Source organism: Nocardia sp. NPDC050408 (assembly GCF_044458905.1).
Classification (GTDB): domain Bacteria; phylum Actinomycetota; class Actinomycetes; order Mycobacteriales; family Mycobacteriaceae; genus Nocardia.
Map to the genome: position 1 here is coordinate 70766 of NZ_JBITIL010000014.1, position 25843 is coordinate 96608.

Consider the following 25843-nt stretch of genomic DNA (forward strand, 5'->3'; position numbering starts at 1 on the left):
GCCTCACATTCCCGGTTCGGGCTGGGGTAGTAGTGCGGTTTTTCGGCGCCGCAGCAGTACCCGCCTGCTGCCGTCGGTGTAGGCTCGCACCCGCGACAGTTCCCAGCCGCCGAATTCGGCTTGGATGGCCAGCCGCATCGAGGCCGTCACCCGGGTCACCTCCGGTGGGAGCCGCAGTGGCACGTATTCGTAGTCGTCACTGGTGGTTTCCCAGCTCGCCGGTAGCGCTGCGCGTGATTGTGGCGCCATCACTGCCCTTTCTTCCGCTGGTCCGCGCGGATCCGTTGCAGACCGTCTCCGGTCGCGGAACCGACGAACAGGTCACCGGTGCGCTCGTCGATGGTCACCGAGTTCGGCTGGCGAACCGTCGGATAACGGCCCACCTCTCTCGGTATACCCGTCGACAGGTCGAATCCGACGACTTCGTTGCTCTGGGTACACGTCACCCACACGGTGTCGGACCGCTGATCGTAGGCAATCGCGTAAGGCGACGATCCTACCGGGAATCGCTGCCGCAGCACGAGCGGTCCGGCGGTGTAGACCAGCAGTTCGTCACCGGCGGTGTCGGTGACGGTGATGCGGCCGAACGGATCGGTAATCAGGTTGGTCGCGCCCTCACCCGCGCGCAGTGCCAGGCCGAGGCGGTCTTTGCCGAGATCGAGCTGGGTGAGCGAGGTCTGGCGGCGGTCCAGGACCGAGACATGGTTGCCGGTGAGGGCGAGGGCATCGGCGGAGGCGAGCCCGGAAATGGTGTCGGTGACCTTGCCGTCGGGGGAAAGTTCGCGCACCTTTCCATCGGCGGTGCCGACGAACAGCGTGCCGTCGTCGCGGTAGCGCACCGATCTGGCGTCGCCGTCCACGGGCACCTCGGTGGTCACGCCGGAGGTGATGTCGACACGCATGATCCGGTGGTCGCCGGGGATCAGCACTTCACCCGGCTTGCCCTGCGCCAAGCCGACACCGTGGGCGGGCAGCAGGAGGGTGCGCATCTCCTCGTTCGGCGCGCCAGTGGGATCGACGCGGGTGAAGGTCACGGGGTCGATGATGAACATCGTTGTGCTGGTGTCGCGGCTCGCTTCGAGCGCAACCAGTTGTCCAGTCGCCGCCTCGGCGAATAGTCCGCCGACCGGGTTGCCGAGCCCCCATATGTCCCCGGCGGGGTGCGCGCTCTGCTCGGGCGCGACCGCCGCAGTCGCGGCCGGTCGAGTCTCGAGCTTGTCGCTATCGGAATCGGAGGAACATCCGGCGATCAGCGCCAGCACCGCCGCACCCGCAAGCGCAGCAGGTAGCGAACTATATGGGCGCATCCACCGAACTCCTAACTACGACAAATCATCGGCTACAGCACCATCTGACCATGATGGCGCACTTGACCGGCCTACCGGGGTAGTCGCTGGCGGAGAATGTCGGTGATGGGGGTTACCGTTGACTTGAATCAATATCCAATTCAGGGAGATCCGGTTGAAAGCCGACCATCCATCGGGATTTGCCATCGATGACATAACCGTTGGTCCGTTTGCTCACGGATTCGGCACCACGGCCGACGGCAGGCCCTACGCCTTCCGCACCGTGCGCTCCACCGTCGAGCTGGAGATCTATCGCGCCGATCTCGACAGCGATGTGCCCGGACCGGAGGACGTCGTCGCCGTCGCGCAGGCCCGCGCCACCGATATCGACCTCGACGACGAACGCAGCGTCGTCGCTCTGGTGCGCGACATGATCCCGGATGCGGTACCGGTCGAATCGGCCCCGGATCGGGACATGACGACCGTGCGGGCCCTGCTCGGCCGCATCAGTTCGGTCATTGATGGTATGTAGATGGTGATGCCAACCACACGATTCGTCCGTTCCGTGCTGACCGCGGCCATCCTCGTCGCGGCGGCTGCGGCGTGCAGCACCGGACCGGACGAGGCCTCGGTCGATGCCGCGCGTTCCTCGGCCAATGCCTCGCTGTCCTCCTCGATCGCGACCTCCTCCAGCGCCGCCCACCGACCACTGCCGAGCGCCGCCGAATTGGATGCGCAGATCAAACGCGCCCTGGATCCGGCGCTACCCGACTCCGAACGCACCGACCTCATCGAGGACGGCGAAGCCTTCCGCGACGCCATCCCGGACATGTACAAGGCACTGCAGGACAATCCGCGCGCCGTCTACGGCGTCACCGATCCGGTCTTCGACAACCGCGACGGCACACTGACCGCGACCATGCGGCTGGACAAGGACGGCACCGGCACCGCGGTCCGCACGACCGTCGTGCATTTCGTGCTGCTCGACGGCAGGTGGAAGATCTCGCGCACCGACCTGTGCGGCATTCTGCGCTCGGCCGATTACCGCACCGCGGCCTGCGGCTAGATGATCGAATCCGGTTCGCTGCGGTGGGGTCGTCTCATCCACCGCCACCGCTATCTGGTGCTGGGCATCGCCATTGTCGCGGTGCTGCTCTCGGGCTGGTACGGCCGGGATCTGGCGGGCCGGCTGACTCAGGAGGGCTGGTTCGACGAGAGCAGTGAATCGGTGGCCGCCGCCAAGATCGCCGATGCCACCTTCGGCCGCGATACCGACAGCGACATCGTCTTGCTCTACACCGCGCCCGAGGGCATGACCGTCGACGATCCGACCGTGCGTGCGGCAGTGACGAATTCGCTGAAGCAGCTGCTTGCCCGGCACCCCGACCGGATTCTGAAGATCGACAGTTATTGGGACAGCCCCTTCGCCGCGCAGGCCACCGATGCCTCGCGCACCCATGCCTTCGCCAGCGTCGGATTGCGCGGAGAGGGCACCGCGACGGTCGAGAACTACACCGCGATCAAGGGTGAGCTGGGTGCCGGGCGCGCGGGCGGTGGCCCCGGCGGCACCACGGTGCAGTTGGCCGGGCTGCAACCGATTGTCGAGGGCATCAATCAGGGCATGCAGGACGATATCCGCCGGGCCGAGATCATCGCGCTGCCGATCGTGGCGATCCTGCTGTATTTCGTATTCGGCGGGGTGGTCGGGGCGTTGCTGCCGGTGCTGATCGGCGGGATGACGGTACTCGGCACCCAGGGCACCATCCGGATGCTCACCGATCACATCGCGGTGAACGTTTTCGCCAGTGCGGTGGTGACGCTGGTGAGTCTGGGGTTGGCGATCGACTACGGACTGTTCACCGTGACCCGATTCCGGGAGGAGCTGGCCGGCGGGCACAGTGTGGAGGATGCGACGGCGCGCACCGTGGCCACGGCCGGGCGCACCGTACTGTTCTCGGCCGCGATCATCGCGATCAGCCTGGCGGCGTTGTTCATCTTCCCGAACGGGGTGTTGCGGTCGGTGCCCTATGGCGGCATCAGTTCGGTACTGCTGGCCGCACTGCTGTCGGTGACGGCGCTGCCCGCGGTGCTGAGCATTGTCGGACGGCGAATCGACCTGTGGGGTTGGCATCGGTTCTCGCGCACCAAGACCGAGGCGCAGATCGACTCGGGGTTCTTCTCGCGGCTGGCGACACGGGCGATGCGGCGACCATGGGCGGTGGTGGTGCCGATCGTGCTCGGGCTGCTCGCGTTGATCGTTCCGATTCGCAATATCGAGTTCGGCGGGATCAGCGAACGCTATTTGTCCGAAGACAATCCGGCGCGGGTCGCGCAGGAACGGTTCGACCAGTTGTTCCCGAGTTTTCGCACCGAGCCGATCAAACTGGTGGTGGTGGGCGCGAATCCGCAGCAGCTCAGCGATATTCGCTATGAGGCGAGCCGGATTCCCGGTCTGACGGGGCGTTTCGAACCCGGTGCGCCGACCAAGGACCAGATCAATGTGCTCAACGCCGGTCTCGCCGACAAGCGCAATGCGGACGCGGTGATCGATTCGCTGCGTGCGATTGCGGAACCTTCCGGGGTGGAGATCATGGTGACCGGGGTGCCCGCGCTCGAGCGTGACAGCATCAACGGGCTGCTCGTGCGGCTGCCGTTGCTGGTCGGGCTCCTGGCGGCCGCGGCGTTGGTGATGCTGTATCTGGCATTCCGTTCAATCGTGTTGGCGCTCAAGGCGGTATTGATGAGCGCGCTGAGCTTGGCCTCCACACTGGGTGTGCTCACCTGGGTGTTCGTCGAGGGGCACGGGGCCGGGAGCTTCGACTTCACACCGGGGCCGCTGATGTTCGCGGTGCTGGCGCTGATCGTGACGGTGGTGTTCGGGCTGTCCACCGACTACGAGGTGTTCCTGCTGTCGCGGATGGCCGAGGCGCGCGCGGACGGCGCGTCGCCGCCGGAGGCCATCCGCTACGGTATCGCCCACACCGGCGGGGTAATCACCTCTGCCGCAGCGATTCTCATCGTGGTGACCGGCGCTTTCGGGTTCTCCGACCTGGTGTTGATGAAATACATCGCCTACGGCATGATCGCGGCACTGGTCCTGGACGCGTCCGTGGTCCGCATGCTGTTGACGCCCGCGGTGTTGAAGCTGGTCTGGCGTTGACGGGGCTGCTCGTCAGCGGGTGAGAGGGATCGAGAATGACTGTGCTCGAGGGCGCGAATCTGGGCCTGATGTTCTTGCTCGAACTGGGTGTACTCGCCGGAGCGGCGATCTGGGGCTTCACCCTCGATGCGAACCCCATCGTGCGCGTCGTCGCCGGAATCGCCACCCCCGCGGTATTCATCGTGGTGTGGGCACTGTTCGCGGCGGGCGGCGGCAAGAATGCGCGATACCCCCTTACCGGCCCGTGGCGCGCCCTGTTGGAGATCGTCTGGTTCGGCGGCGCGGCGGTACTGATCGGTCTCGCCTTCACGGCACTGGCCGCAGCCGTGTTCTTCGCGATATGGGCGATCAACGCCGCCTTGCGGATGCTGTGGCATCAGGCCTGAAATCGCCTGTTCGGAGCCCGATCTCGGGCTGAGCGTTCACTTTTCGTGCGAACGTGACAGCAAACCGTCGACGACTCCGCCCGGTGTTAGTGGATGTGGCTCGGCTGCCAGTCGTGCTTGCGCGACGGCCGGCCTGTTTCGAAGCGGGGTCCGGCGACGGTCACCGACGGACGGGGAGGACCAGTTGGGCGCCGGTCACTGGGTGGTCGAGGACTTCGACAGGGTGTTGGTAGACGCGGGTGAGGAGTTCGGTGGTCAGAACTTTGCGGGGTGGGCCGTCGACGGCGATGCGGCCGGATTCCAGGACGGCGACGCGGTCGGCGTAGGCGGCGGCGATGCCGAGGTCGTGCAGGACGACGACGACGGCGGCGCCCGCGGCGGCCCGGGCGGTGGCCAGGCGTAGAACCGCTTCTTGATGGCCGAGGTCGAGAGCGGCGGTAGGTTCGTCCAGCAGCAGGGTTGCGGTGTCCTGAGCCAGGACGCGGGCCAGGGCGACACGGGCGCGTTCACCGCCGGAGAGTGTCGGAAATGGCCGGGCGGCAAGGTGTTCTACGTCGGCGACGGTCATGGCGGCGGCGATTCGCTCGTCATCGCGGTCCCGCCGCTCGGTCCGCACCCACGGCGCGCGCCCCATAGCGACCACCTCGCGAGCGGTGAACGGGAATCCGACGGTGTGGCTCTGCGGCAATACCGCCCGGCGCCGCGCCATATCCAAATGTGACCAGTGGCCCAGCGCCCGACCATCGAGTTCGATCGTGCCCTCGCTCGGCTCCAACTCACCCGCGAGCGCCGCCAACAGTGTCGACTTGCCCGCCCCGTTCGGCCCCACCAACGCTACGATCTCGCCCGCGACCACGTCGAAGTCGACCGCTTCGAGCACCCGCCGCGTATGCGCCCCCGAAGCACCACGCCTGTCGACGCTCACACCGCTGGCCCGAAGCGTCACCGCACCCGGCTGCGGCGGCACCGGCAACTCATGCGTCCGTGCGAACACCGACCCCAACCCCTCCAGCACCCTGCTCACACCTCCGCCCCACCTGCGGGCTGCGGCATGTATGCGCGACATTCGCTGATAATGCTGCCGCGCCGGGCCGTCGAGTTCGACATTCCTGCCTGCACTGCCTGTCGGCCCCTCGGCGCGTCGCGCCCGTCCACTGCCGGCCCGCGGTCCAGCATCGGCGTGCGAGGCCACCAGGAATCTGCGTTCGACCTGCCCGGTTGCCCCGCCCGCACGCTGCATGACTGATCGGCGGGAGAGATACATTTTCGGCCGAACACTCCGACGCGCTGGTGAACGGCGTTCGCGACAGGGGCCCACCACATTCCGAGCGTGCGCGGAACGGTTGCGTCCCAGCTGATTTCGCGACTCATGCCCAACCTCCCGCGCGAGCACGCGTGCGGCGCAGGAGCCAGAAGAAGAAGGGGCCGCCGATGAGGGAGGTGAGCATGCCGAGGGGCAGGTCGGCATTGTGGACCAGGGAGCGTGCGGCCACGTCGGCGGCGAGCAGCACGACCGCGCCGAGGATGGCGCTCAATGGGATCAGGATGCGGTGGGCGGGGCCGACCAGCATGCGAACCACATGCGGCACGATCAACCCGACGAACAGCACGATGCCGGTGAAGGCGACGCCCGCGGTGGCGAGGACGGCGACTACCACGATGACATTGCGCCGCAAGCGCTCCACGTCCACACCCAGGTGCCGGGCGGGGGATTCACCGAGAGCGAGCAGGTCCAGGCGGGGCGCGATGAGCACCGCGGCGAGAATACCGAGAGCGGCCAGCGGAGCGACGACGTGCACCGCATCCCAGGTGGCTCCATTGAGACTGCCCAATTGCCAGAACACGATCTGGTCGCGGGCGGCGGGGGTCGCGATGAACAGCAGCAACGCGATCAGGCCACCGGCGAAGGCATTGATCGCGACACCGGTCAGCACCAGCGTGACCACCTCGGTGCGCCCATTCGAGCGCGACAGCAGATACACCAGCAGTGTGGTCAGCAACCCCGCCGCGAATGCGGCCGCCGCCACCGACCACGCCGCCACGAACGCACCACCCACCACGATCACCGTGCCCGCACCGACCGCGGCCCCCGCCGACACTCCGATCACACCGGGTTCGGCGAGCGGATTCGCGAACACCCCCTGCAACAACGCACCCGCTGTCGCCAATGCGGCGCCGACCAGGATCGCGAGCACCACGCGCGGGAACCGCACCTCCCACAGCGTCACCTCACCCGCCGGATGTGCGGGCATCGGCCCCCAGTCCAACCCGATCCGATGCAACACACTGCCCGCCACCTCAGCGGGTGTCGTCGGCACCTGCCCGATCGCCGCCGACGCCAACGCCAACACCACCAGCGCCGCCACCGCCACGGCGAACACGATCGCGGTCCGCGACCACCCTCGCGACTCGGGCGCAACGGGATGCGGACTGTGCGGCATCGCCGAGCCGGTCGCGGTTGCCCCGGTAGCCCTTCCGTTCACACCGGCACCTCGCCGCCATCCGCCCGTGACCTGCCGCTCATGCGGGCTTGGTGCCGTACACGGCCTCGCTGAGGGCGGCGATCACCCGGCCGGTATTCGGGCCGAAGCTCAACACCACCGAGTCGGCCATATCGACCACGCGCTTGTTGCGTCCGGCGGGTGTCTGGGCGATGCCCGGCACTTTTTCCAGTCCGTCGACGCCGCCGACCGACTTCAGCCCATCCGACATCACCAGCAGCACATCCGGTGCGGCCGCGATCATGGCCTCACTGGTGATCGCGACGAACGGCTCGGTCAACCCGGCCGCAGAGCCCGCATCACGTGCGCCGAGCGCGGTGATGAGGGCGTCGGCGCCGGAGCCGGGTCCGGCGAGCATGGTGATGGCGGTGCTGCGCAGGTAGAGAAAGGCGACGGTGAGGGCTTTGTCCTGCTTCGGCACCCCGGCACTGGCGGCGGCGATTTCGTCGCGGGTGCGCTGGGCAAGGGCCTGGCCGCGATCGGGTACACCGAGTGCGGCGGCGACTGCCACGATCTGCGGTACCACGCCGTCCATGGTGCGCTGCGGATCGAAGTAGACGACGGTCACCCCGGCCGCGCGCAACTGCTCACGCACCTGCGGGGCGGCGCTGGTGCTATCGGTGAGAAAGACCGAAGGACGCAGTGCCAGAACGGATTCCACGTTCAGCGAACCGCTGCCACCGGTCACGATCGGCAGATTCGCCACTGCGGGAAACCCGGCCGCGGTGCTGCGCCCGACCAGTTTGGCGCCCAAACCCAACGCCCAGACCGTCTGCGCGAGGGTACCGAAGCGGTCGGCGGCGATGATGCGGCTGGCATCGGTGATGGTGACTTCGGCGCCGTCGAACGATCGGACGATCGCGGGCAGCGCGGGCGTGGGTTCGGGCCCGATCGGCACCGGGTCGAGGTTCTCCAGTTTCGCGGTGACCGGCCCGCGGCCGCCGCTGCCCGTGGCATCACTGTCGGTACCGCAGGCCGAACCGACCAGCAGGGTCAGTGCCAGCAGGGCCAGGAGGGAACGCACCCCGCCGGATCGGACACGGTCGAGAAACCTCATGCAGGTAAGGCTAGCCTCCCGCATCGATTCACCCCGCCGCGCGTGCGCTGACATCGTCGAGCGCGGCCGCGATGGCACGCGGCAGTTCCAAAGTCTCGGCGGCCAGTACCCCGGTGAACTGGCCGATATCGCGTGCGCCGACGATCATGCTCGCGATGCCGGGACGGTCCCGGATCCAGGCCAGCGCAACGGCCAATGGTGAGGTGGCAAGTCCGTCGGCAGCGGTCACCAACGCTTCGACCACCCGGGTCGCATGGTCGTCGAGCCGGTGCCGGATCTCGGCGGCGGTCGCCTCGTCCGCACCGCGCGAATCGGCGGGCACCCCATCGCGGTATTTGCCGGTGAGAATGCCCCCGGCCAGCGGCGCGGTGGCGATCAACCCCACACCATGATGCTGGGCGGCCGGAATGAATTCGGTTTCGGTGTCGCGGGCCAGCAGCGAGTACGGGGTCTGGGCGACGGTGACGGGCGCGACCGCCGCCAGGCTGGCGACCTGCCACGCGTTGAACCCGCGCGCCCCCGCGTAACGCACCCGCCCGGAGCGCACCGCGAATTCGAGGGTGGCGGCGACCTCGTCCAGCGGAGTCGCCGGATCCCAGGCGGCGACATGCCAGATATCGAGATAGTCGGTGCCCAATTCGAGCAGCGTCCGATCCAGCTGGCGCAGCAGCGCGCGCCGCGAGGTGTCCACGGCCGGCCGCACCGGCTCCGGCTCGGGCACGTTCGGTCCGACGGGTGCGGGTGTGATCCACGGCGCGACACCCGCGCAGCCACTGAGCACCAGCTCGTCGCGGGAGACCAGATCGCCGAGCAGTTCGGCCAGGATCCGTTGTGCCGCACCGCCGGCGTAGGCGGGGGAGGTGTCGACCAATGTGCCGCCGGCCTCGGCGAAAGCCACCAACTGCACCGCAGCATCGTCGGCATCGGTATGCGCACCCCAGGTGTGGGTCGCAAGTCCTATCCGGGACACCCGTAGGCCGCTGCGGCCGACCGTCCGCTGTTCCATCACCGTGCCCGCGCTATCGTCACGGCGCCAAGCCTAGAGTGTGGATACGCAACTCGACGCCCACCAGCGCCGTGGGTCGCACGGTCGAGCCGGGCATGCCGACGCCATCTCGACACTGTACTGTCGCTGCGTGATTGCGGCGGTGGTCACAGTGATGGGATCGATCGCCGGACCAATTGCCCAGTAGGAACATATATTTCGGGCGGAAGTGGAGGCTGGTTCGTGGTCGGCGAGTCGATGACCTGGGTGCAGGCCTTGATTCTTGGTCTGGTGCAGGGTCTCACGGAATTTCTGCCGATCTCCTCTTCGGCGCATCTGCGCATCGTGTCCTCGGTGTTCTTCGGCGATGACGCGGGCGCCTCGTTCACCGCGGTAACCCAGTTGGGCACCGAGGCGGCGGTGCTGGTGTTCTTCGCCAAGGACATCTGGCGGATCATCGTCGCGTGGTTCGCCGGCGTGCGCGATCGGCTGACCAGCCGTGGCGAGCCGGAGCTGCCGCTGCACGACCAGCCCACCATGCGACTTCCGGTCATCACCGCCGATCACAAGCGCGTGCTGGACGAGCAGGCGCAGCGTGAACTCGACTATCGCATCGGCTGGTATGTGATCATCGCGACGATCCCGATCGGGGTGCTCGGGTTCCTGTTCAAGGATCAGATCCGCACCGGCGCCCGCAATCTTTGGCTGGTGTCGTTCATGCTGATCGCGTTCGCGCTGGTCATCGCGGCCGGTGAGTACTACGGGCGCAAGATCCGCCCGATCGAGCAGCTGACTACCCGCGACGGTTTGATCATGGGCTTCGCGCAATGTCTGGCCTTGATCCCGGGTGTGTCGCGTTCGGGCGCGACCGCGACGGCGGGTCTGTTCCTCGGGCTGGAGCGCGAAGCGGCGGTGCGGTTCTCGTTCCTACTCGCCATTCCCGCGGTGACGGCATCAGGCCTGTTCAGCCTGCCGGATGCGTTCGAACCGGCGGGTGAGGGCCTCAATGCCAGCGGTCCGCAGCTGCTGGTCGCGACGATTCTGGCGTTCGTGGTCGGGTATGCCTCGGTGGCGTGGCTGTTGAAGTTCGTCGGCAAACATTCTCTGGACTGGTTCGTCGGCTACCGCATCGTGCTCGGGCTGACGGTCATGGGCCTGCTCGCGAGCGGAGTGGTTTCGGCGACATGATCGTTAGGCTGGTGCCATGACGGTGATCCTGCTGCGGCACGGTGTTTCGACCTCGAATACCGCCCGCACCCTCGCCGGGCGCAGTGCGGGCGTCGATCTGACCGAGCACGGCAATACCCAGGCCCGCGACGTCGCCGAACGGCTCGCCGCGCTGCCGATCGAGCACATCGTGCATTCGCCGCTGCTGCGCTGTCAGCGCACGGTCGCGCCGCTTGCGGAAAAGCTCGGTCTGGAACCGCAATACGATGATCGGTTGATCGAGGTCGACTATGGCGACTGGACCGGCAAAGCGATCGCGGATCTGCTGACCGAACCGCTGTGGAAGGTGGTGCAGCGGCACGCCTCGGGCGCGGTTTTCCCCAGCGGCGAAGGTCTGGCACAGGTGCAGATCCGTGCCGTGGCCGCGGTGCGCGAGCACGATCGACGCTTCGCCGAAAAGGCGGGTCACGATGTGTTGTGGGTGGCGTGCACGCACGGCGACGTGATCAAATCCGTGCTCGCCGACGCGCTCGGTCTGCACCTCGACGGTTTCCAGCGCATTGTGGTCGAACCCGCCTCGATCAGCATCGTGCGCTACACCCCGACCGCGCCGTATGTGGTTCGGCTCAATGACACGGGGGATCTGTCCGGTTTGGCTATCAAACCGCAACGGCCCGCCGCAGATTCCGGGACTCCCGCAGACCCTGAAGCCGGTCCGGTTCCCGGTGGCGAGCTCGGTGCGACCCCGAGTGCGGATAATGGGAATGCGGAGCTTTGAGATTCCTTGTAAACGAGTAGGTGGCGTGTTGCGGAGTCCAGCGCCGCGGGTAGTCGATCAGGGTCACGTATCAGGAGGTGCAGATGTCTCGCGCAATCCACGTATTTCGCACCCCCGATCGTTTTGTCGCCGGGACCGTCGGTGAGCCGGGCGATCGCTCGTTCTACCTGCAGGCGGTGCAGGAACCACGGGTGGTCAGCGTGTTGCTGGAGAAGCAGCAGGTAAAGGTGCTCGCCGATCGGATGGGTCTGCTGCTGGACGAGGTCGCGCGCCGCTTCGGCGCCGAGGTGCCGCCGCAGGCCGAGGACATTGCCGACAGCGACCCGCTGCTGACCCCGATCGACGCCGAGTTCCGGGTCGGCACCATGGGCTTGGGCTGGGACGCCGATGCTGGTGCGGTGGTGGTGGAGTTGCTGGCGATCACCGAAACCGAGGTCGACGAGTCGGTGGTGCTCGATGACACCGAGGAGGGTCCCGACGCGGTGCGGGTGTTCCTGACCCCGATCCAGGCGCGGGAGTTCGCGTTGCGCTCCACCCGGGTGATCGCGGCGGGTCGGCCGCCGTGTCCGCTGTGCGGGGAACCGCTCTCGTCGCGCGGACATATGTGTGTGCGAACCAACGGATATAAGCGCGGGGATATTTTCGGCGCGGCTGAGCTAGAGGAGTAGTCCGTGGCCGAGCCTCGGTGGCACACCGCGGAATTGACGGTGATCGGGCGGGTGACGACCGCGAGCAATGTCACCCTCGTCTGCGATGCGGATGGCTTCGACGGCGTTCGCGTGGTCTACAAGCCGGTGCGCGGGGAGCGGCCGCTGTGGGATTTCCCGGACGGCACCCTGGCCGGGCGTGAGGTGGCCTCCTATCGGGTGTCGGATGCCCTCGGATGGGGTGTCATTCCGGAGACGATTCTGCGCGATGGCCCCTACGGGCCGGGCATGGTGCAGCGGTGGGTGGAGTCGGTGGACAACCACACCGATCAGGGCGACCGGCTGGATCTGGTGGATCTGGTGCCGTTGGGTGCGGTGCCGGACGGGTTCTGCGAGGTGCTGCGCGCCCAGGATGCGGCGGGTAACGAGGTGTCGCTGATCCATGCCGACGATCCACGGTTGCAGCGGATGGCGGTGCTCGATGTGTTGCTCAACAATGCCGACCGCAAGGGCGGGCACGCGTTGGAAGGTACCGACGGGCAGGTCTACGGTGTCGACCACGGTATCTGCCTGCACACCGAGCACAAGTTGCGCACGGTGCTGTGGGGGTGGGCGGGCAAACCCATCTGTGACGGGTTGATGGCCGATATCGCCGCCTTCGCCAAGGAGCTACCCGGCACGCTCGCCGATGATCTCGCACCGCATCTCACCGATGCCGAGATCGAGGCGCTCGCCGACCGTGCGCGGGAGTTGCTGGACGATCCGGTGATGCCGATGCCGAGGACCTCGCGACCGATTCCGTGGCCCGCGTTCTGAGTCGTGCGCTGCCTGCGATAGCGGACGGCGCCGTGTTGCGAACACTGTGGTCGCGCCGGCCGACGGGGTCGTACCGCGCTCAGCTCAGTAGCGGGCGGACCTCGGCCCCGGCGAAGCGGACGAATCCGACCAGGTCGGGATCGTCGTCGGCGGGTTCGAGGACGACGGTGTCCGCTCCTGCCTCGGCGTAGCGGCGGACGGCTTCCGCGATGGCATGTGCGTCGCCCGCGACGCCTGCCTCGGGCGGGTGCTCACCGGAGTTGCGCTGCTGGGCCGCGGTCAGGCGTTCGACCGCGTCCGGGCCGGTGGCGGTGAGCAGGTTGACGATGACGCGATGCGGTTCGGTGCGTTGGACTTTCGCGCGGCCTTCCTCGATACGCGCTCGGGCGGCGCGGACGCCGTCTGGGGTGGTTCGTGAGGTGAGGATGGTGGCGTCGGCTAGTTCACCGGACAGTCGCAGGGTCTGCGGGCCGGTCGCGGCGGCGGTGAGCGGTGGGGGCGTGCTGGGCGGCCAGGCCAGGGCGACATTGTCCAGGCGCACGTATCGGCCTGCGGCACTGACCTTTTCACCGTTCAGCAGCCCGCGCAGCGCACCCAACTGTTCGCGCAGCAGCGTCATCGGCGACTCGACCCGCGCACCGATCTGTCCCATCCAGTCCTGCACTCCGTGCCCGAAACCCGGAATCACCCGCCCCGGATGCAGCCGCAGCAGCGCCGCTACTTCCATTGCCGTGAGCGCCACGTTCCGCAGTGGTACCGGCATCACCCCGATCCCGACACGCACCCGCTCGGTCCGCGCCAACACCGTTGCGGCGGTGGCGATCCCACCGGACCAGAAGCAATCCTCCCACAACCAGAGTTCTTCGAGACCACCGTCCTCGGCCGCGGCCGCCACCGCGAGCAAACGTTCCGGGGAAACCTGGGGCATCGACACCGCACCGAGAACAGTCACCCGTCCAACCTAGCGCGGTCCCACTCGGCCCCGGTCGAATTCGGGCGCACGGTGCTCGCAGCAAACTCATCGACAGTGACCTACGCCACTCGCGGCAATTCGATCCGCCGGACGGCAAACATTGACATCCGACTTTTGCGACATAGGGGCAGGTCAGCTCCGGGGTGGTTGCCATACAACCTACCGTTGCGAGCAGGGTGCGGCGCAATGGCCGCCACCACACCTTTACCCTCGTAATCATGCAGTCCTGGTCCGATACCGCCCTACCGACAATTCCCGGCGCAGGGCCACCGTTGCGGTTGTACGACACCGCCGACCGGCAGGTTCGCCCGGTGACCCCGGGCCCCACGGCCACCATGTACGTCTGCGGGATCACCCCCTATGACGCCACCCATCTCGGGCATGCCGCCACCTACCTGACCTTCGACCTGGTCAACAGGTTGTGGCGCGATGCGGGCCGTGAGGTGCACTACGTGCAGAACGTCACCGACGTCGACGACCCGCTGTTCGAGCGCGCGGCCCGTGACGGTGTGGACTGGCGCGATCTGGGCACCCGAGAGATCAATCTGTTCCGCGAGGACATGACTGCCCTGCGCATCGTGCCGCCGCGCGACTACATCGGCGCCGTGGAATCGGTCGACGAGGTCATCGAATTCGTGCAGAAGCTGCTGGCCTCCGGCGCGGCCTACACCGTCGACGACGCCGAATATCCCGACATCTATTTCCGCGCCGACGCCACCGAACAGTTCGGCTACGAATCCGGCTACGACCGCGCAACCATGGAGCGTCTGTTTGCCGAGCGCGGCGGCGACCCGGACCGTCCCGGCAAGCGCGACACCATCGACGCGCTGCTGTGGCGCGCCGCGCGCCCCGACGAGCCGTCGTGGCCGGCGCCGTTCGGTGCGGGGCGACCCGGCTGGCATATCGAGTGTGCGGCGATTGCGCTCAATCGCGTCGGGCCCGAATTCGATATCCAGGGCGGCGGCAGCGACTTGATCTACCCGCACCACGAATACTCCGCCGCGCACGCCGAGGCGCTGATCGCGGGCCGCCGCTTCGCCCGCCACTACGTGCACGCCGGCCTCATCGGCTTGGACGGCGAGAAGATGTCCAAATCGCGCGGCAACTTGGTGCTCGTCTCGAAGCTGCGCGCCGCGGGCGTCGACCCCGCCGCCATCCGCCTAGGCCTGCTCGACGGTCACTATCGCCAGGACCGCATGTGGACCGACACCGTCCTCGCCCACGCCACCGCCCGCCTGGACCTGTGGCGCCGAGCCACCGCCCTCACCTGCGGCCCCGCCGCCGAAGACACCGTCGCCCGCCTGCGCCAGCACCTTGCCGACGACCTCGACACACCGAAGGCCCTTGCCGCCGTGGACAACTGGGCCAACCAGGCCCTGAACTACGCAGGTCAGGACCGCGAAGCCCCGGCCCTCATCTCCACCGCCGTGGACGCGCTGCTGGGCGTGCAGTTGTAGTCCGAATCGGTGAAGCGCAGGTTTGCGAACATGAATCGCGCTGCCCGAGGGGAATTCTGTGCAACACCTACCACGGAAGTAGGTCGGTCACGGCGGGGAGGTCCTTTCCGTCGAGAACCATGTCGACGGTCAGTGCCGACGCCAGCGCCATGCTGGCGAGGGGTTCGGGCAACGGCCGGGTTCTCGCCATGGTGAAATGGCCACGGACCGTCGCGACCTCGTTGTCGGTCTCGTCCCGAATCGACCACGTGGTGATCCGGAGCATGCCGTTGCCGTTCATGCCGCCGACCCGTTGCCCTGCGCCGGAGACGAACGAAAACCGCTTCTGGCCCCAAACCTTTTCCTGCACAGCCTTTCCGATGTACTCACCATCGGGTCCGTGCACGATCAGCGTGTTCTTGAAAACCTTGCGGGGTCGGGTCACGGCGAGGACACGAGCGCTGAATTCGTCCCGGATCTCCAGGCGGCGTGTGAAGGGGCCGTCGATCCGCAAGAGCAGAAGACGAGCGAACATTTTCCCACGACCCTCGCCGCTCTCGGAAACCGCGCCGATACGCGCGCCATTCTGGTCGTATATGTCATGCGTCGCAGCCAGATCGAGGATTGTGACGGTCCGGTCGAAAATGAGGGCGGGTGCTGTGTAGAGCGGCTGATGCTGTCGCATGTCGAACACCTCTCCGTCCTGGGCGGGCGCTCCTTCGGTTCTTCGAGCCGATGACAGACTCCTCGTCGATATTGTCCTCAGTTGATGATCCGGTCGCGCGCGTACCGAAATGTTCGGTCCGGATCAGCGCGGGATCGGGGTGTGGGTTGTTCGGGGAGGTGATCCGTGATGTTGTACACGGGTGTGTGGGATTCATCCTCGGGGTTTGATGGGACGGTGGGCTGCGCTCGGTAGTGTGATCGGCGCTCGTGCGGCGGGGCGGTTGCAGGCCTCGGCGGCGCAGGCGGATCCGCGGACGGTGGCGGCGCGGGTGCGGTTTTTCGGGGCCGATGTCGTGGATCCGGATACCGGTGCGGTACGTGCGGATCGGGTGGTGTTGTCCTGGGTGGGGTGCACGACCTATGCGTTCGCCGTGGCCGGGTCGGTGTTTCTGCTGGATGCGTGGGTGCCGCGGCTGACGAGCACCGGTTATGTGCCCGCGACGGCGCAGGATCTGGCGGATCTGGCGCCGGAGGCGATCTTCATCGGGCATGGGCACTTCGATCATGCCGCTGATGCGGGGCGGGTCGCCGAGGCGTCGGGGGCAGTCGTGTACGGAACCGCCGAGCACGGCGTGAATATCCGCGCGCAGGTGGCGGATTCGACATTCCGGACGGTCGCGCTCGGGGATGGGACGTCGCTGCCAGGGGAACGGCACGAGTTCAGTGTGGGACCGGTCGAGGTCACCGCTATCCGTCACGTGCACTCCGCGCCCACCGCTCCCGAGCGGCCCGGCGGGTCGGCGCCGTTCTTCCCGCTACCGGAGCTGGGCGCGCTGGTGCGGCATCCACCGACGCTGGCCGGTGTCCTGCAGAGTGCGGCGCGCCTGAACGATCCGGAGGGCGGTAGCCTGCTCTACCAATTCCGCATTCCCGGATTCTCGCTGGTCTGGCACGATTCCTCCGGTCCGCTCACGGAAAAGGCCCCGCAGGTCTTCGACGTCTTCGCCGACCTGCCACCCACTGACGTCCAGATCGGCGCGGTCCAGGGCTTCAACCAGATCACCAACGGTCTTCGCGATCCCCGCCGCTACATCGAGGCCATCCGCCCCGAATTGTTCGTCCCCACCCACCACGACAACTGGTTTCCCGGCCTGACCGCCTCCGCCGCCACCTACGACATCCGACTGCGCGGCGAACTGTCGCGCATCCCCACCGACCACCGACCGAACCTGCGCCCTCTGCACGACCCGCTCGACTACGTCAACCCCCACCGCCTGACCTTCCCGCTGTAACCCCAACTCCCACAGCGACTTACAGCTGCTCGCCCGATCTGCGAGGGCCATTCGTCCGAACCTTCTGCCGCACAGATTCCTCCAGACGGCAGGGCCGTTCAGGGGGCTGGTTTGGGTGGGAGGCGGGCTGCCATGGTCGCGAGGTTGTCGGCGAAGGTGAGGACGAATTCGACGCAGAGGTCGATGAGTTCGTCGCGGGTGACGTCGATGCCGCCGTCGAGCCAGGCCAGGATCAGTTCGGCGGCGCCTCCGGTGATCATCAGCGAGACCGCGCGCACCAGGGTGTCGCTGCCCGGCGGCGGGTCGAGCAGGGCACGTTCCTGATCGGCGACGACGTCGGCGATGGTGCGCATGGCGGCGGCGCGGCGGCGCATCAGGGTATCGCTGCCGTGGGCTTCGGCGAAGGCGATGCGGGCGCGGCGGGGGTCGTCGATGACGGAGGTGACGATGGCGGTTACCGCCGCGCGCGTTTTCGCCGCAATCCCCTCCGGTGCCGCGGCAAGCGCGTCGAGGGAACTGCGGACAGCGGTATCGATGATCTCGTCGTGCACCGCGGCGGCCAAGGCGTCGAGATCCGGGAAGCTTTCGTAGAAGAAGCGTGGGCCGACCTTGGCCTGTTCGCAGACTCCGCGCACCGTGGTGGTCGCCCAGCCCTGGGTGCCGATGATGTCCAGGGCAGCGTCCATCAGGCGACGGCGGCGTTCCTCGCGCCGCTGCTCGGCGGAGGCGCCGCGGTAGATCCCGGTCGCTGCCCGTGTCACAGGCTCAGTATGCCGCAGGCAAATCAGGAAACAATCGTTTACGGAAACCATTGATTCCTGTATGGTGTGGATCACATGATTTTCGCAAGGTTGCGAGAGGACGCATGATGTCGACGATGGGCCGACGGGCAAAGTACGCCGCATCCGCGCTGGCCGAGCGCTATCCGACACGGACCCGAGCCCTCGCCGAACCACCCGCCGGTAGCCAATTGCGGCCGATACTAGGCGATTACGGCTTACCGGTGATCGGGCACGCCCTCCCAGCCATGACGGACAACCTCGATTTCGCTCGGCGGCGTTTCGAGAAATACGGTCCCGTGCAGTGGTCCGGACTGCTCGGGCGTCAGGTCGTGATGGTGGTGAGCCCGGAGGCGATCGAGGAGGTGCTCGCGGACCGGGACAAGGTGTACTCCGCCAAGGGCGGCTACGACTTCTTCATCGGCCCGTTCTTCCGTGGCGGCATCCTGCTGCGCGATTTCGACGAGCATCGCTACCACCGGCGCATCCTGCAGCAGGCCTTCACCCGGCAGCGGCTGGTCGGCTACCTCGACATCACCACACCGGCGATCGCCCGCGGCATGGACGACTGGGTGCCCGCCAACGAGTTTCAGCTCTTCCCGGCAACGAAACACCTGCTGCTACGCATGGCATCGGAGGTTTTCATGGGCGCACGCCTCGGCCCCGAGGCAGCGCGGCTCGAACGTGCGTTCATCGATGCGGTGCGCGGCGGACAGGCGTTGGTGCGCACCAATCTGCCCGGCGGTGTGTGGGCGAAGGGCTTGCGCGGGCGCAAGGTACTCGAGGACTACTGCCGCCGGGAAATGCCCGCCCGACGCGCCGGTACCGGTGACGACCTGTTCAGCGTGCTGTGCCACACCGCCAGCGATGAGGGCCACACCTTCACCGATCAGGACATCGTCGACCACCTGATCTTCGTCCTGATGGCCGCACACGACACCAGCACCATCGCACTGGCGATGATGGGCTATCAACTCGGTCTGCACCCCGAATGGCAGGACCGGCTGCGCGCCGAATCGCAAGCGCTGGGCAAGGATTGGCTCGATTACGACGATCTGGACCGGCTGCCCGCTCTGGATCTGGTGTTCAAGGAGATCCTGCGGATGTACTCCCCGGTCGGCCAGCAGATCCGGGAGACGGTGCGCGACACCTCGATTCAAGGCCACTTCCTCCCTGCGGGCACCATCGTCGTCATCGGCTCGCATTCGGCGATGCGCATCGACCGCTGGTGGCGTGACCCGGATGTCTTCGATCCGGAGCGATTCACCGCCGAACGCCACGAGGACAAATCCCATCGCTACGTCTGGGCGCCCTTCGGCGGCGGAGCCCACAAATGCATCGGCCTGTACTTCGGCGGTATGACCGTCAAGGCGATCATGCATCGCATGCTGTTGCACTACCAATGGTCGGTACCCGCCGGATATGCGCCGCCGATGGGCTGGGCGACCGGCCCCATCCCACTCGACGGCCTCCCGATCCAACTGCAAGCCGCACGCGTCGAAACACGGCGGCCCGCATGAAAATCACTGCCGACCGAACCCGCTGCCAAGGCCACGCCATGTGCGAAGCCCTCCTTCCGCACATCTTCCAGGTCGACGACTCCGGCAAAGTCCGCATCCTCACCACCCCCATCCCCACCCGCGACCACCCCGACGCCCAACTCGCCATCGACACCTGCCCCGTCGAAGCCCTCCGCGCCGAGGCGTGAGAACGTGCTGGCGGCCAGGCGCTCTCGACGTTCGCCGCCACCGTGACATGGTGATCGCTTGTCCGGGTCAGACCTCGGAGGGGACTTGGGTGGCGGGTTCGTGGGTGGTGGCGGATAGGGTTGGGGTGTAGAGGGTTTCGATTTCGGCGGCGTATTTGGTCGCGATGGGCTTGCGGCGCAGTTTCATGGTGAGGGTGATTTCGTCACCGCCGGGCTCCCAGAAGGTGGGCAGGATGGTGAAGCGTTTGATCTGTTCCACTCGGGACAGTTTCGCGTTGCCCGCGGCGATACCCTGGGCGATTTCGGCGATGACGCCCGGGTCAGCAGCCAAGGCGGTGGCGGAGGCGTCGGGCAGACCTCGTTGGGCCGCATAGGGTGTCGCGGATTCGGCGTCGAGCACGATCAGGGCGGTGTTGTAGGGACGGGCGTCGCCGATGGTGACGATCGAGCCGACCAGTGGGGTGGCGGCCTTGATGGTGTTCTCGATATTGGCCGGGGACATGTTCTTTCCCGCCGCGTTGATGATGAGTTCCTTCTTGCGGTCGACTACGCGCAGGTAGCCGTCCGCGTCGCGGGTCAGGATATCGCCGGTGTGTAGCCAGCCGTCGACGTCGACGGTATCGGCGGTTTTGCCCGGATCCTTGCGGTAGCGCTTCATGACGAGCGGTCCGCGGACCAGGAATTCGCCGTCGTCGGCGATTTTGGCCTCCGAACCGGGCAGCATACGTCCGACGGTGCCCAGGCGCGCCTGGGCGGGTGGGCTGGCGCTGGCCACACAGGTCAGTTCGGACATACCCCAGATCTCGCAGATGGGGATGCCAAGGCCGCAGAAGAAGCCGAGAGTCTGCGGCGGTATCGGCGCGGCGCCCGACATCGCCCACTTCACCTGGTCCAGGCCGAGTTCGGCGCGCAGCTTCGACAGCACCGACTGGTCGGCCTCGGCCCATTCGGCGGCCAACTCCGCATCGACGGTCCCGCCCTCCAGCAGCACGGCGGCCTTGCGTGCGGCCACATCGAGTGCCCATTGCAGTGCGGCCCTTGTGGTTTCGTCGGGTTCATTGGCGACCGAGAATTCGACCGCGGCCTTGAACTTCTCCCACACCCGCGGCACCGCACCCCAAATCGTCGGACGCGCATCCCGCAACGCCGCCGGCAGTTGGTCGCGGTCGGGCACGACGGTGATCTGGATGCCGTAGTACTCCTGTAGATATAGCGCGGTGAACCGGTCGGCCATGTGAGCGGTCGGCAGGTAGGAGGTCTGCCGGTCGCCGAATTCCACGGGGAGGACGGCGTTGAAGGCATGCGCCTCGGCGGTCAGGTTGGCGTGGGTGATCTCGACACCCTTGGGATTTCCGGTGGTGCCGGAGGTGTAGACCAGCGTCGCGATATCGTCGGCCCGCACCGACCGCCACGTTGCCTCGAAGTCGAAATCGTTGCGGCCCTTGGCCTTCAGTTCCGCGAGGCTGATCGTTGCGGCGTGCTCGGCATCCATGCACACGATGGTCTCGATCTGGGCACCGCAGGTGCGCACCCGCTCGACGTACTGTTCCTCACAGATCACCACTCGATTGCCCGCATTGCCGAACACATAGTTCAGCTGCTCGGGCGCAAGGGTGTTGTACACCGAGAACGAGGTCGCGCCGGTGTGCTGCGCGCCCACCTCGATCGGATAGAACTCGACCCGATTGGCCATCATCAGCGCGACGGTATCCCCGCGCCCGATGCCGAGCGCATGCAGTCCCGCCGCGATATGGCGAACCTGCTCGGCGTACTCCCGCCAGGTCAACGCGTGCCCGCCACCAATGGAGCGCACCGCGATCGCCTCGGGATCGATCGCCGCCACCCGCTGGAAGGCGGCACAGGAGGTATTCGGTTCGGTCATCGCACACCACAATCACTACGCCCACATTTTTCTTCCCGACCGTAAGTTGCCACCCGATCCCGCGTGCCGTTTTCACCGGATTTCGCGGGATGGACCCGCCACCGACAGGATCAGCCAGTGGCTTTGACGAATTCCGGCTGCTGGCACGGTATCTGGGTGGCCAGGCGCCACAGGGAGGTGACTTCTGCGGCTCGGGCTGCGTGCAGCGGGTCCGTGGTGTCGCGAGATCGGGAGTGGCGGGGCCTGGTGTCGATGCGGTCGATGAGGTGCAGGCCTGCCGAGTCGATGGCGGTGAGAAGTTCGGTGCGGGTACGCAGGCCGAGGCGTTCGGCCAGATCGGATAGGACCAGCCAGGCCTCACCGCCGGGTTCGAGGTGCGCGGGGAGTTCGCTCAAGAAGGCGCTGAGCATGGCGCTGTCCGGGTCGTAGACACCCTGTTCGACGGCGGAGGTCGGACGGACCGGGAGCCACGGCGGATTGCAGACGATCAGGTGTGCGCGGCCGCCGGGGTACAGGCCGGGGCCCTGGACATCGATGCGGTTCGTGAGACCGAGGCGGTCGATATTGTCGCGGGCGCAGGCGAGTGCGCGCGGATTGATATCGGTGGCGACGATGTGGTCGACGCCGCGGCGGGCCAGCACGGCCGCGAGCACGCCGGTTCCGGTTCCGAGATCGAAGGCGGTGTGGTGTTCGACCGGTAACGGCGCCTTCGCGACCAGATCGATGTATTCGCCGCGTACAGGGGAGAACACCCCGTAGTGCGGGTGGATCCGCGCGCCGAGGGCAGCTACCGGGACACCATTTTCGCGCCACTCGTGCGCCCCGATCGCGCCGAGTAGTTCGGTCAACGCGATTACCATCGGCTCGCGCGCGGAGCCATAGGCCTCGGTGCACGCCTGCCGCACATCGGGTGCGCGCCGCAATGCCAGCGAATGGTCCGGCTCCAACTGCACGAGCAGCCGGCCCAACACCCGAGCCCGCTGCCCACGCGCCCGCCGATACAGGTGAAAGGATTCGGTCGGGTCCGCGCCCGCCGGTGGGGGTTTGCGGTCGATGCGGCGGCTCAATGCCCGCAACAGCTGGCGCGCGTTGTGGAAATCGCCGCGCCACAGCAGCGCCGTGCCCTGGCAGGCCAGGCGGTAGGCGGTATCTGCGCGCATTCGGTCATCGGCGATGGTGACGTGCGCGGGCGCTGTCGCCGCGCTTTCGGAATACCACTGTGCGCTGCGTTCGGTGTCTGCTTCGGTCCAGTGAATGGTCGACATGGGGTGCTCCTCGTGATCGGACGTGCGATGGCACGGCGAGCACTTCGACGAGGAGCGGTAGAACGGCCTGAGTCAGCGGGGCTGTAAGGACGGACTAGCGGTTCCGCGTCGAAGCGCGAGCACCGAAGTCGCCGAGGACCATACCGAGCGTCATGAGCAGCCCTTTCCCTGAGTCGACACCTCAAGATTCGCACATGAGTCGCCGCTGCTACGCACCGGGTCCGTACTAAGGGTCACCGAAGTCGAATCTGCTCTAGGGTCTGCTCTCGGGTGCCGGAAATGTCGCACGACGCGGTTAGGCGAGGCCCATCCACTTGTCGATCCGATCGATCGCCCCGGGGGTGAACGCACAGGTGACGTGGTCGCACGGCAGCAAGGTCAGAGACACGTCCACCCCGGCGCTCTTCCACTGCTGCTGTAGCGCCTGTGCGCCGGCGGCCGGAATCCATTCGTCGAAGAGCCCGTGCCACAGGTAGATCGGCATCGTCGGGGTCAGGCCACCGGCTTTGGTTTCGCGGTAGATCCGCTGGACGACTTCGGTCGGGTATGGGTCGACCTTGGTCAATGTCCGCAGCGCGACCGGCACAGCACCGAGCAGGGCGGCGCTCGAGCAGAGGTTCTTGTTCTCCTGCGCGGTCCGCACTCCGATGTCGTTGAGCAGGTCGAACGCTTCGGGCGTGGCTCGGGCGACCCCGAGCGCCGCCATCAGATACAGCGCCCCGGCGGGTGGTTTCCCGTCCATCGTCTTGCGCAGCAGGCTCAGGTCGGCGGGTGTGCCACCGGCGGCGGCGCCGAGGATCCGCAGTTCGGGGGCATAGGTTGGCTGCAGCTGTGCCGCCCATACGGTGGCGATGGCGCCGCCGCTGTAGCCGATCATCGTGGTCGCACTGCCTGCCAGTCCGGCCGCTGGAAACTGTAGTGCGGCACGGATTCCGTCGAGCACTTCGCGTGCCTGGGTGGGCCCGTGCGCATAGGCCATCTTGGGGCCTTGATAGTCGGTCATCACGACCGCGTAACCGTGGCCGAGTAGTTGGCGGGTGATATCGGGCGCTTCGATGGAGACCGAGTGGGTCAGTTGGTAGGACGGATTGCATTGCAGCCCGACACTGTCGATCGCGTAGTTGTTGCTGACGACGCGGCCGTTCCAGGTCTTCGGTTTCATGATCGTGGTGATCGCGGCGATCGAACTGCCGTTGGCGGCAGTGGATTTGAACCACACCTGCCAGGCGGCGAAGTCGTTGGTGGCGGCCAGCGGCGGCAGAATCTGCACCGACCGCGATGCCAGGATCGCACCGTTGGGCAGACCGTCGGTATTGAAATGCTGATCGAGGTAGGCGTCGCCGGTCGGGTCGGGATCGAATTCGGCGTAGTCACCGCTGTCGGCCGCGACAAGTGCCGAGGCCGCGAACATGGTGAGCGCGAGGGTGGTCGCGACGCAGAGGGCGCGCCGCGGCAGCCGAAACATGAACATGTCGCCTTTCGCTCGAACAACGCGCTGACCGGGGACACCGCGTCCGGCAGAGGTTAAACCAGCCCAGGCCCCGGCACCGGCATTTCACGTTCAAACGCCGAAATTCGCATCGCACAACCGGGCTCGCCACGCGATAGCTGTACACGTCTGGGACAGTGGCCTACATTGCTGGCATGAACACCATCGAGCTCGACACACCGGACGGCGCTGTCGAGGCGATTCTGGCCCGCCCGACCGGGAACGGTCCGTGGCCCGGTGTCGTGGTGCTGCACGACGGTGTCGGCTTCGGCCAGGATATCCGCGGCAATGTCGAAATGCTGGCCGACTACGGCTATCTCACGATTGCCCCGAATCTGTTCGCCAATGGCCGGGTGCGCTGTATCCGTGCGGTGATGCGGTCGCTGATCTTCACCGGCGCGAGTCCGACGATCCGGGAGATCCTCGCCGCCCGCGACCGACTGGTCGTCGATCCCGATTGCACCGGCAAGACCGCCGTTATCGGCTTCTGTATGGGCGGTGGCTTCGCATTGCTCACCGCGCCAATGGGTTTCGACGCGTCCGCACCGTTCTATCCGGGCCTCTATGGCGACTACCGCGCCCAGCTCGAGGGTGCATGCCCGGTGGTGGCCAGCTACGCCCAGCGCGATCCCTCGCTGGTCGGTGCGGGCCGCAAGCTCGATCGTGCGCTGACCGATCTCGGCGTCGAGCACGACATCAAGACCTATCCGGGCACCATGCACGGCTTCGCGAACGTCTTCGGCATCGACCCGGTCCTGCGCGTCGCCGGCCTCGGCTACGACGCGCAAGCTACCCGCGATGCCTGGCACCGCATCTTCGCGTTCTTCGACAAGCACCTGACGGATACACCGGCCAGCGGATCCGAGTAGTGCAACCCGCTGGCCGCGGCGGCGAATCGACCGTCTACGAGGCGGATTCGGTCAGCTTGGCGACGGCCGGACCGAACATGATGTTCTTGATCGCGCCCAGTGTCGCGGGATCCTTTCCGCCGAGCGGGGCGAGCATGGCGAGGGCGGCGGTGGCGATCGCGGCTTCGCCCGCGGTGGCGTCGACGATATCCAGGTCCGAGGCATCGATTCCGCCGAAGCGGCGACCGGTGGTCATCGCGGCCACGGCGGCCTTGGGTGTCAGCTTGGACTGGATCAGCGCGGCCATGCCCGGGGTGAACACGATGCGGATATCGACCTCGGGCAAACAGAAGAACCCGCGGTCGGCGCGCATCACCCGATAGTCGTGGGCCAGCGCGAGCATGGCTCCCGCGCCGAAGGCGTGGCCGGGCAATGCGGCGGCGGTGGGGATGGGCAGGGTGAGCACGCGGGCGAACAGTGCCTGTACTCGGCCGATGTACCACTGAGTGCGCTCACCATTGGCGACCAGCCAGTCCAGGTCGAGGCCGTTGGAGTAGAACTTGCCGGTCGCAGTGGTCACCAGGCCGTGTGCGCCCTCGGCGAGCGCGGTGTCGAGATGGGCGTTGACCGCGTCGAGAAACTCCGGAGTGAAACGGTTTTCGTCGTCACCGAGGTCCAGGACGGCGATCTTTTCGTGGTAGCTCAGCGTGCTCATGATATTC

Annotated in this window: 26 protein-coding genes; 13 read left to right on the forward strand and 13 right to left on the reverse strand. The window is 66.9% G+C overall.

Annotated features, from left to right (window positions below; all coding sequences use genetic code 11):
• Positions 1–3: 3 nt before the first annotated feature.
• Complete coding sequence (locus tag ACIBJI_RS30715) at positions 4–249, reverse strand: DUF5703 family protein (RefSeq protein WP_040691094.1); 246 nt, start codon at positions 247–249, stop codon at positions 4–6.
• A complete protein-coding gene (locus tag ACIBJI_RS30720; RefSeq protein WP_397086895.1) occupies positions 249–1307 on the reverse strand; it encodes a YncE family protein in 1059 nt (352 codons plus the stop codon). Before ACIBJI_RS30720 ends, ACIBJI_RS30715 begins: the two co-directional genes overlap by 1 nt.
• Positions 1308–1461: 154 nt before the next feature.
• Between ACIBJI_RS30720 and ACIBJI_RS30725 the strand changes: the two genes are divergently transcribed.
• The 4 genes from ACIBJI_RS30725 to ACIBJI_RS30740 are packed head-to-tail and all read left to right on the forward strand — an operon-like array spanning position 1462 to position 4832.
• A complete protein-coding gene (locus ACIBJI_RS30725) occupies positions 1462–1818 on the forward strand; it encodes a hypothetical protein (RefSeq protein WP_364348229.1) in 357 nt (118 codons plus the stop codon).
• A gap of 6 nt (positions 1819–1824) precedes the next feature.
• A complete protein-coding gene (locus ACIBJI_RS30730) occupies positions 1825–2352 on the forward strand; it encodes a hypothetical protein (RefSeq protein ID WP_364348226.1) in 528 nt (175 codons plus the stop codon).
• Positions 2353–4446, forward strand: a complete 2094-nt coding sequence (locus ACIBJI_RS30735) for an MMPL family transporter (protein WP_397086897.1) — start codon at positions 2353–2355, stop codon at positions 4444–4446.
• 35 nt (positions 4447–4481) lie between these two features.
• Complete coding sequence (locus ACIBJI_RS30740) at positions 4482–4832, forward strand: YrdB family protein (RefSeq protein WP_364348220.1); 351 nt, start codon at positions 4482–4484, stop codon at positions 4830–4832.
• 160 nt (positions 4833–4992) lie between these two features.
• On the opposite strand, the gene ACIBJI_RS30745 is transcribed toward ACIBJI_RS30740, so the two are convergent.
• The 4 genes from ACIBJI_RS30745 to ACIBJI_RS30760 form a co-directional block, all read right to left on the reverse strand.
• Positions 4993–5856 carry a heme ABC transporter ATP-binding protein gene (locus ACIBJI_RS30745; RefSeq protein ID WP_396955588.1) on the reverse strand — a complete coding sequence of 288 codons (864 nt, stop codon included), beginning with the start codon at positions 5854–5856 and terminating at the stop codon, positions 4993–4995.
• Between the two features lie 343 nt (positions 5857–6199).
• The gene (locus tag ACIBJI_RS30750) at positions 6200–7273 is read right to left on the reverse strand and encodes an iron ABC transporter permease (RefSeq protein ID WP_364348484.1); all 1074 of its coding nucleotides are present in this window, start codon (positions 7271–7273) and stop codon (positions 6200–6202) included.
• A gap of 79 nt (positions 7274–7352) precedes the next feature.
• A complete protein-coding gene (locus ACIBJI_RS30755; protein ID WP_396955587.1) occupies positions 7353–8390 on the reverse strand; it encodes a hemin ABC transporter substrate-binding protein in 1038 nt (345 codons plus the stop codon).
• 28 nt (positions 8391–8418) lie between these two features.
• Positions 8419–9396 carry an aldo/keto reductase gene (locus tag ACIBJI_RS30760; RefSeq protein ID WP_364348481.1) on the reverse strand — a complete coding sequence of 326 codons (978 nt, stop codon included), beginning with the start codon at positions 9394–9396 and terminating at the stop codon, positions 8419–8421.
• 237 nt (positions 9397–9633) lie between these two features.
• Here ACIBJI_RS30760 and ACIBJI_RS30765 point away from each other — a divergent pair, with 237 nt between their 5' ends.
• From ACIBJI_RS30765 to ACIBJI_RS30780, 4 genes are all read left to right on the forward strand, one after another.
• Positions 9634–10563 (forward strand): undecaprenyl-diphosphate phosphatase, encoded by a 930-nt coding sequence (locus tag ACIBJI_RS30765; protein ID WP_364348478.1) that lies wholly within the window; start codon positions 9634–9636, stop codon positions 10561–10563.
• A gap of 16 nt (positions 10564–10579) precedes the next feature.
• Positions 10580–11320 carry a histidine phosphatase family protein gene (locus ACIBJI_RS30770; RefSeq protein ID WP_364348211.1) on the forward strand — a complete coding sequence of 247 codons (741 nt, stop codon included), beginning with the start codon at positions 10580–10582 and terminating at the stop codon, positions 11318–11320.
• Positions 11321–11403: 83 nt separating this feature from the next.
• Entirely contained in the window at positions 11404–11988 is a 585-nt protein-coding gene (locus ACIBJI_RS30775; protein WP_364348208.1) for a DUF3090 domain-containing protein, read from the forward strand.
• A gap of 3 nt (positions 11989–11991) precedes the next feature.
• Positions 11992–12783: an SCO1664 family protein gene (locus tag ACIBJI_RS30780; protein WP_364348205.1), complete on the forward strand. Its 792-nt coding sequence runs from the start codon at positions 11992–11994 to the stop codon at positions 12781–12783.
• A 79-nt stretch (positions 12784–12862) separates the two neighbouring features.
• Here ACIBJI_RS30780 and ACIBJI_RS30785 read toward each other — a convergent pair whose 3' ends face one another.
• Positions 12863–13735 (reverse strand): LLM class flavin-dependent oxidoreductase, encoded by an 873-nt coding sequence (locus ACIBJI_RS30785; protein ID WP_396955586.1) that lies wholly within the window; start codon positions 13733–13735, stop codon positions 12863–12865.
• A 239-nt stretch (positions 13736–13974) separates the two neighbouring features.
• Between ACIBJI_RS30785 and mshC the strand changes: the two genes are divergently transcribed.
• Positions 13975–15213, forward strand: a complete 1239-nt coding sequence (mshC, locus tag ACIBJI_RS30790; RefSeq protein ID WP_397086899.1) for a cysteine--1-D-myo-inosityl 2-amino-2-deoxy-alpha-D-glucopyranoside ligase — start codon at positions 13975–13977, stop codon at positions 15211–15213.
• A gap of 67 nt (positions 15214–15280) precedes the next feature.
• Here mshC and ACIBJI_RS30795 read toward each other — a convergent pair whose 3' ends face one another.
• Positions 15281–15877 carry a hypothetical protein gene (locus ACIBJI_RS30795; protein WP_364348199.1) on the reverse strand — a complete coding sequence of 199 codons (597 nt, stop codon included), beginning with the start codon at positions 15875–15877 and terminating at the stop codon, positions 15281–15283.
• Positions 15878–16085: 208 nt separating this feature from the next.
• On the opposite strand from ACIBJI_RS30795, the gene ACIBJI_RS30800 reads away from it, so the two are divergent.
• Positions 16086–17150, forward strand: a complete 1065-nt coding sequence (locus ACIBJI_RS30800; protein WP_397086901.1) for an MBL fold metallo-hydrolase — start codon at positions 16086–16088, stop codon at positions 17148–17150.
• A gap of 98 nt (positions 17151–17248) precedes the next feature.
• Here the strand turns inward: ACIBJI_RS30800 and ACIBJI_RS30805 are convergent, their stop codons facing one another.
• Complete coding sequence (locus tag ACIBJI_RS30805; protein WP_396955585.1) at positions 17249–17911, reverse strand: TetR/AcrR family transcriptional regulator; 663 nt, start codon at positions 17909–17911, stop codon at positions 17249–17251.
• Between the two features lie 116 nt (positions 17912–18027).
• Here ACIBJI_RS30805 and ACIBJI_RS30810 point away from each other — a divergent pair, with 116 nt between their 5' ends.
• Positions 18028–19449 carry a cytochrome P450 gene (locus ACIBJI_RS30810; RefSeq protein ID WP_397086903.1) on the forward strand — a complete coding sequence of 474 codons (1422 nt, stop codon included), beginning with the start codon at positions 18028–18030 and terminating at the stop codon, positions 19447–19449.
• Positions 19446–19637 (forward strand): ferredoxin, encoded by a 192-nt coding sequence (locus ACIBJI_RS30815; protein WP_364348187.1) that lies wholly within the window; start codon positions 19446–19448, stop codon positions 19635–19637. The genes ACIBJI_RS30810 and ACIBJI_RS30815 overlap by 4 nt, the downstream gene beginning before the upstream one ends.
• Before the next feature lie 67 nt (positions 19638–19704).
• On the opposite strand, the gene fadD11 is transcribed toward ACIBJI_RS30815, so the two are convergent.
• The 3 genes from fadD11 to ACIBJI_RS30830 form a co-directional block, all read right to left on the reverse strand.
• On the reverse strand, positions 19705–21519 hold the full coding sequence (gene fadD11, locus ACIBJI_RS30820) for a fatty acid--CoA ligase FadD11 (protein WP_397086905.1): 1815 nt from the start codon (positions 21517–21519) through the stop codon (positions 19705–19707).
• A 110-nt stretch (positions 21520–21629) separates the two neighbouring features.
• Complete coding sequence (locus tag ACIBJI_RS30825; RefSeq protein WP_396955583.1) at positions 21630–22784, reverse strand: methyltransferase; 1155 nt, start codon at positions 22782–22784, stop codon at positions 21630–21632.
• A gap of 295 nt (positions 22785–23079) precedes the next feature.
• Complete coding sequence (locus ACIBJI_RS30830) at positions 23080–24249, reverse strand: lipase family protein (RefSeq protein ID WP_364348178.1); 1170 nt, start codon at positions 24247–24249, stop codon at positions 23080–23082.
• A 179-nt stretch (positions 24250–24428) separates the two neighbouring features.
• On the opposite strand from ACIBJI_RS30830, the gene ACIBJI_RS30835 reads away from it, so the two are divergent.
• The gene (locus ACIBJI_RS30835; protein ID WP_364348175.1) at positions 24429–25142 is read left to right on the forward strand and encodes a dienelactone hydrolase family protein; all 714 of its coding nucleotides are present in this window, start codon (positions 24429–24431) and stop codon (positions 25140–25142) included.
• Between the two features lie 34 nt (positions 25143–25176).
• Here the strand turns inward: ACIBJI_RS30835 and ACIBJI_RS30840 are convergent, their stop codons facing one another.
• Entirely contained in the window at positions 25177–25836 is a 660-nt protein-coding gene (locus ACIBJI_RS30840; RefSeq protein ID WP_397086908.1) for an enoyl-CoA hydratase-related protein, read from the reverse strand.
• Positions 25837–25843: the final 7 nt, after the last annotated feature.

Bases quoted from the DNA above. Each gene is read 5' to 3' on its own strand.
- fadD11 (WP_397086905.1), bottom strand. From the start codon at position 21,519: ATGACCGAACCGAATACCTCCTGTGCCGCCTTCCAGCGGGTGGCGGCG.
- ACIBJI_RS30835 (WP_364348175.1), top strand. From the start codon at position 24,429: ATGAACACCATCGAGCTCGACACACCGGACGGCGCTGTCGAGGCGATT.
- ACIBJI_RS30720 (WP_397086895.1), bottom strand. From the start codon at position 1,307: ATGCGCCCATATAGTTCGCTACCTGCTGCGCTTGCGGGTGCGGCGGTG.
- ACIBJI_RS30740 (WP_364348220.1), top strand. From the start codon at position 4,482: ATGACTGTGCTCGAGGGCGCGAATCTGGGCCTGATGTTCTTGCTCGAA.
- ACIBJI_RS30715 (WP_040691094.1), bottom strand. From the start codon at position 249: ATGGCGCCACAATCACGCGCAGCGCTACCGGCGAGCTGGGAAACCACC.
- ACIBJI_RS30810 (WP_397086903.1), top strand. From the start codon at position 18,028: ATGGGCCGACGGGCAAAGTACGCCGCATCCGCGCTGGCCGAGCGCTAT.
- ACIBJI_RS30765 (WP_364348478.1), top strand. From the start codon at position 9,634: ATGACCTGGGTGCAGGCCTTGATTCTTGGTCTGGTGCAGGGTCTCACG.
- mshC (WP_397086899.1), top strand. From the start codon at position 13,975: ATGCAGTCCTGGTCCGATACCGCCCTACCGACAATTCCCGGCGCAGGG.
- ACIBJI_RS30800 (WP_397086901.1), top strand. From the start codon at position 16,086: ATGGGACGGTGGGCTGCGCTCGGTAGTGTGATCGGCGCTCGTGCGGCG.
- ACIBJI_RS30750 (WP_364348484.1), bottom strand. From the start codon at position 7,273: ATGCCGCACAGTCCGCATCCCGTTGCGCCCGAGTCGCGAGGGTGGTCG.
- ACIBJI_RS30755 (WP_396955587.1), bottom strand. From the start codon at position 8,390: ATGAGGTTTCTCGACCGTGTCCGATCCGGCGGGGTGCGTTCCCTCCTG.
- ACIBJI_RS30840 (WP_397086908.1), bottom strand. From the start codon at position 25,836: ATGAGCACGCTGAGCTACCACGAAAAGATCGCCGTCCTGGACCTCGGT.
- ACIBJI_RS30735 (WP_397086897.1), top strand. From the start codon at position 2,353: ATGATCGAATCCGGTTCGCTGCGGTGGGGTCGTCTCATCCACCGCCAC.
- ACIBJI_RS30815 (WP_364348187.1), top strand. From the start codon at position 19,446: ATGAAAATCACTGCCGACCGAACCCGCTGCCAAGGCCACGCCATGTGC.
- ACIBJI_RS30760 (WP_364348481.1), bottom strand. From the start codon at position 9,396: ATGGAACAGCGGACGGTCGGCCGCAGCGGCCTACGGGTGTCCCGGATA.
- ACIBJI_RS30830 (WP_364348178.1), bottom strand. From the start codon at position 24,249: ATGTTTCGGCTGCCGCGGCGCGCCCTCTGCGTCGCGACCACCCTCGCG.
- ACIBJI_RS30825 (WP_396955583.1), bottom strand. From the start codon at position 22,784: ATGTCGACCATTCACTGGACCGAAGCAGACACCGAACGCAGCGCACAG.
- ACIBJI_RS30775 (WP_364348208.1), top strand. From the start codon at position 11,404: ATGTCTCGCGCAATCCACGTATTTCGCACCCCCGATCGTTTTGTCGCC.
- ACIBJI_RS30770 (WP_364348211.1), top strand. From the start codon at position 10,580: ATGACGGTGATCCTGCTGCGGCACGGTGTTTCGACCTCGAATACCGCC.
- ACIBJI_RS30795 (WP_364348199.1), bottom strand. From the start codon at position 15,877: ATGCGACAGCATCAGCCGCTCTACACAGCACCCGCCCTCATTTTCGAC.
- ACIBJI_RS30730 (WP_364348226.1), top strand. From the start codon at position 1,825: ATGCCAACCACACGATTCGTCCGTTCCGTGCTGACCGCGGCCATCCTC.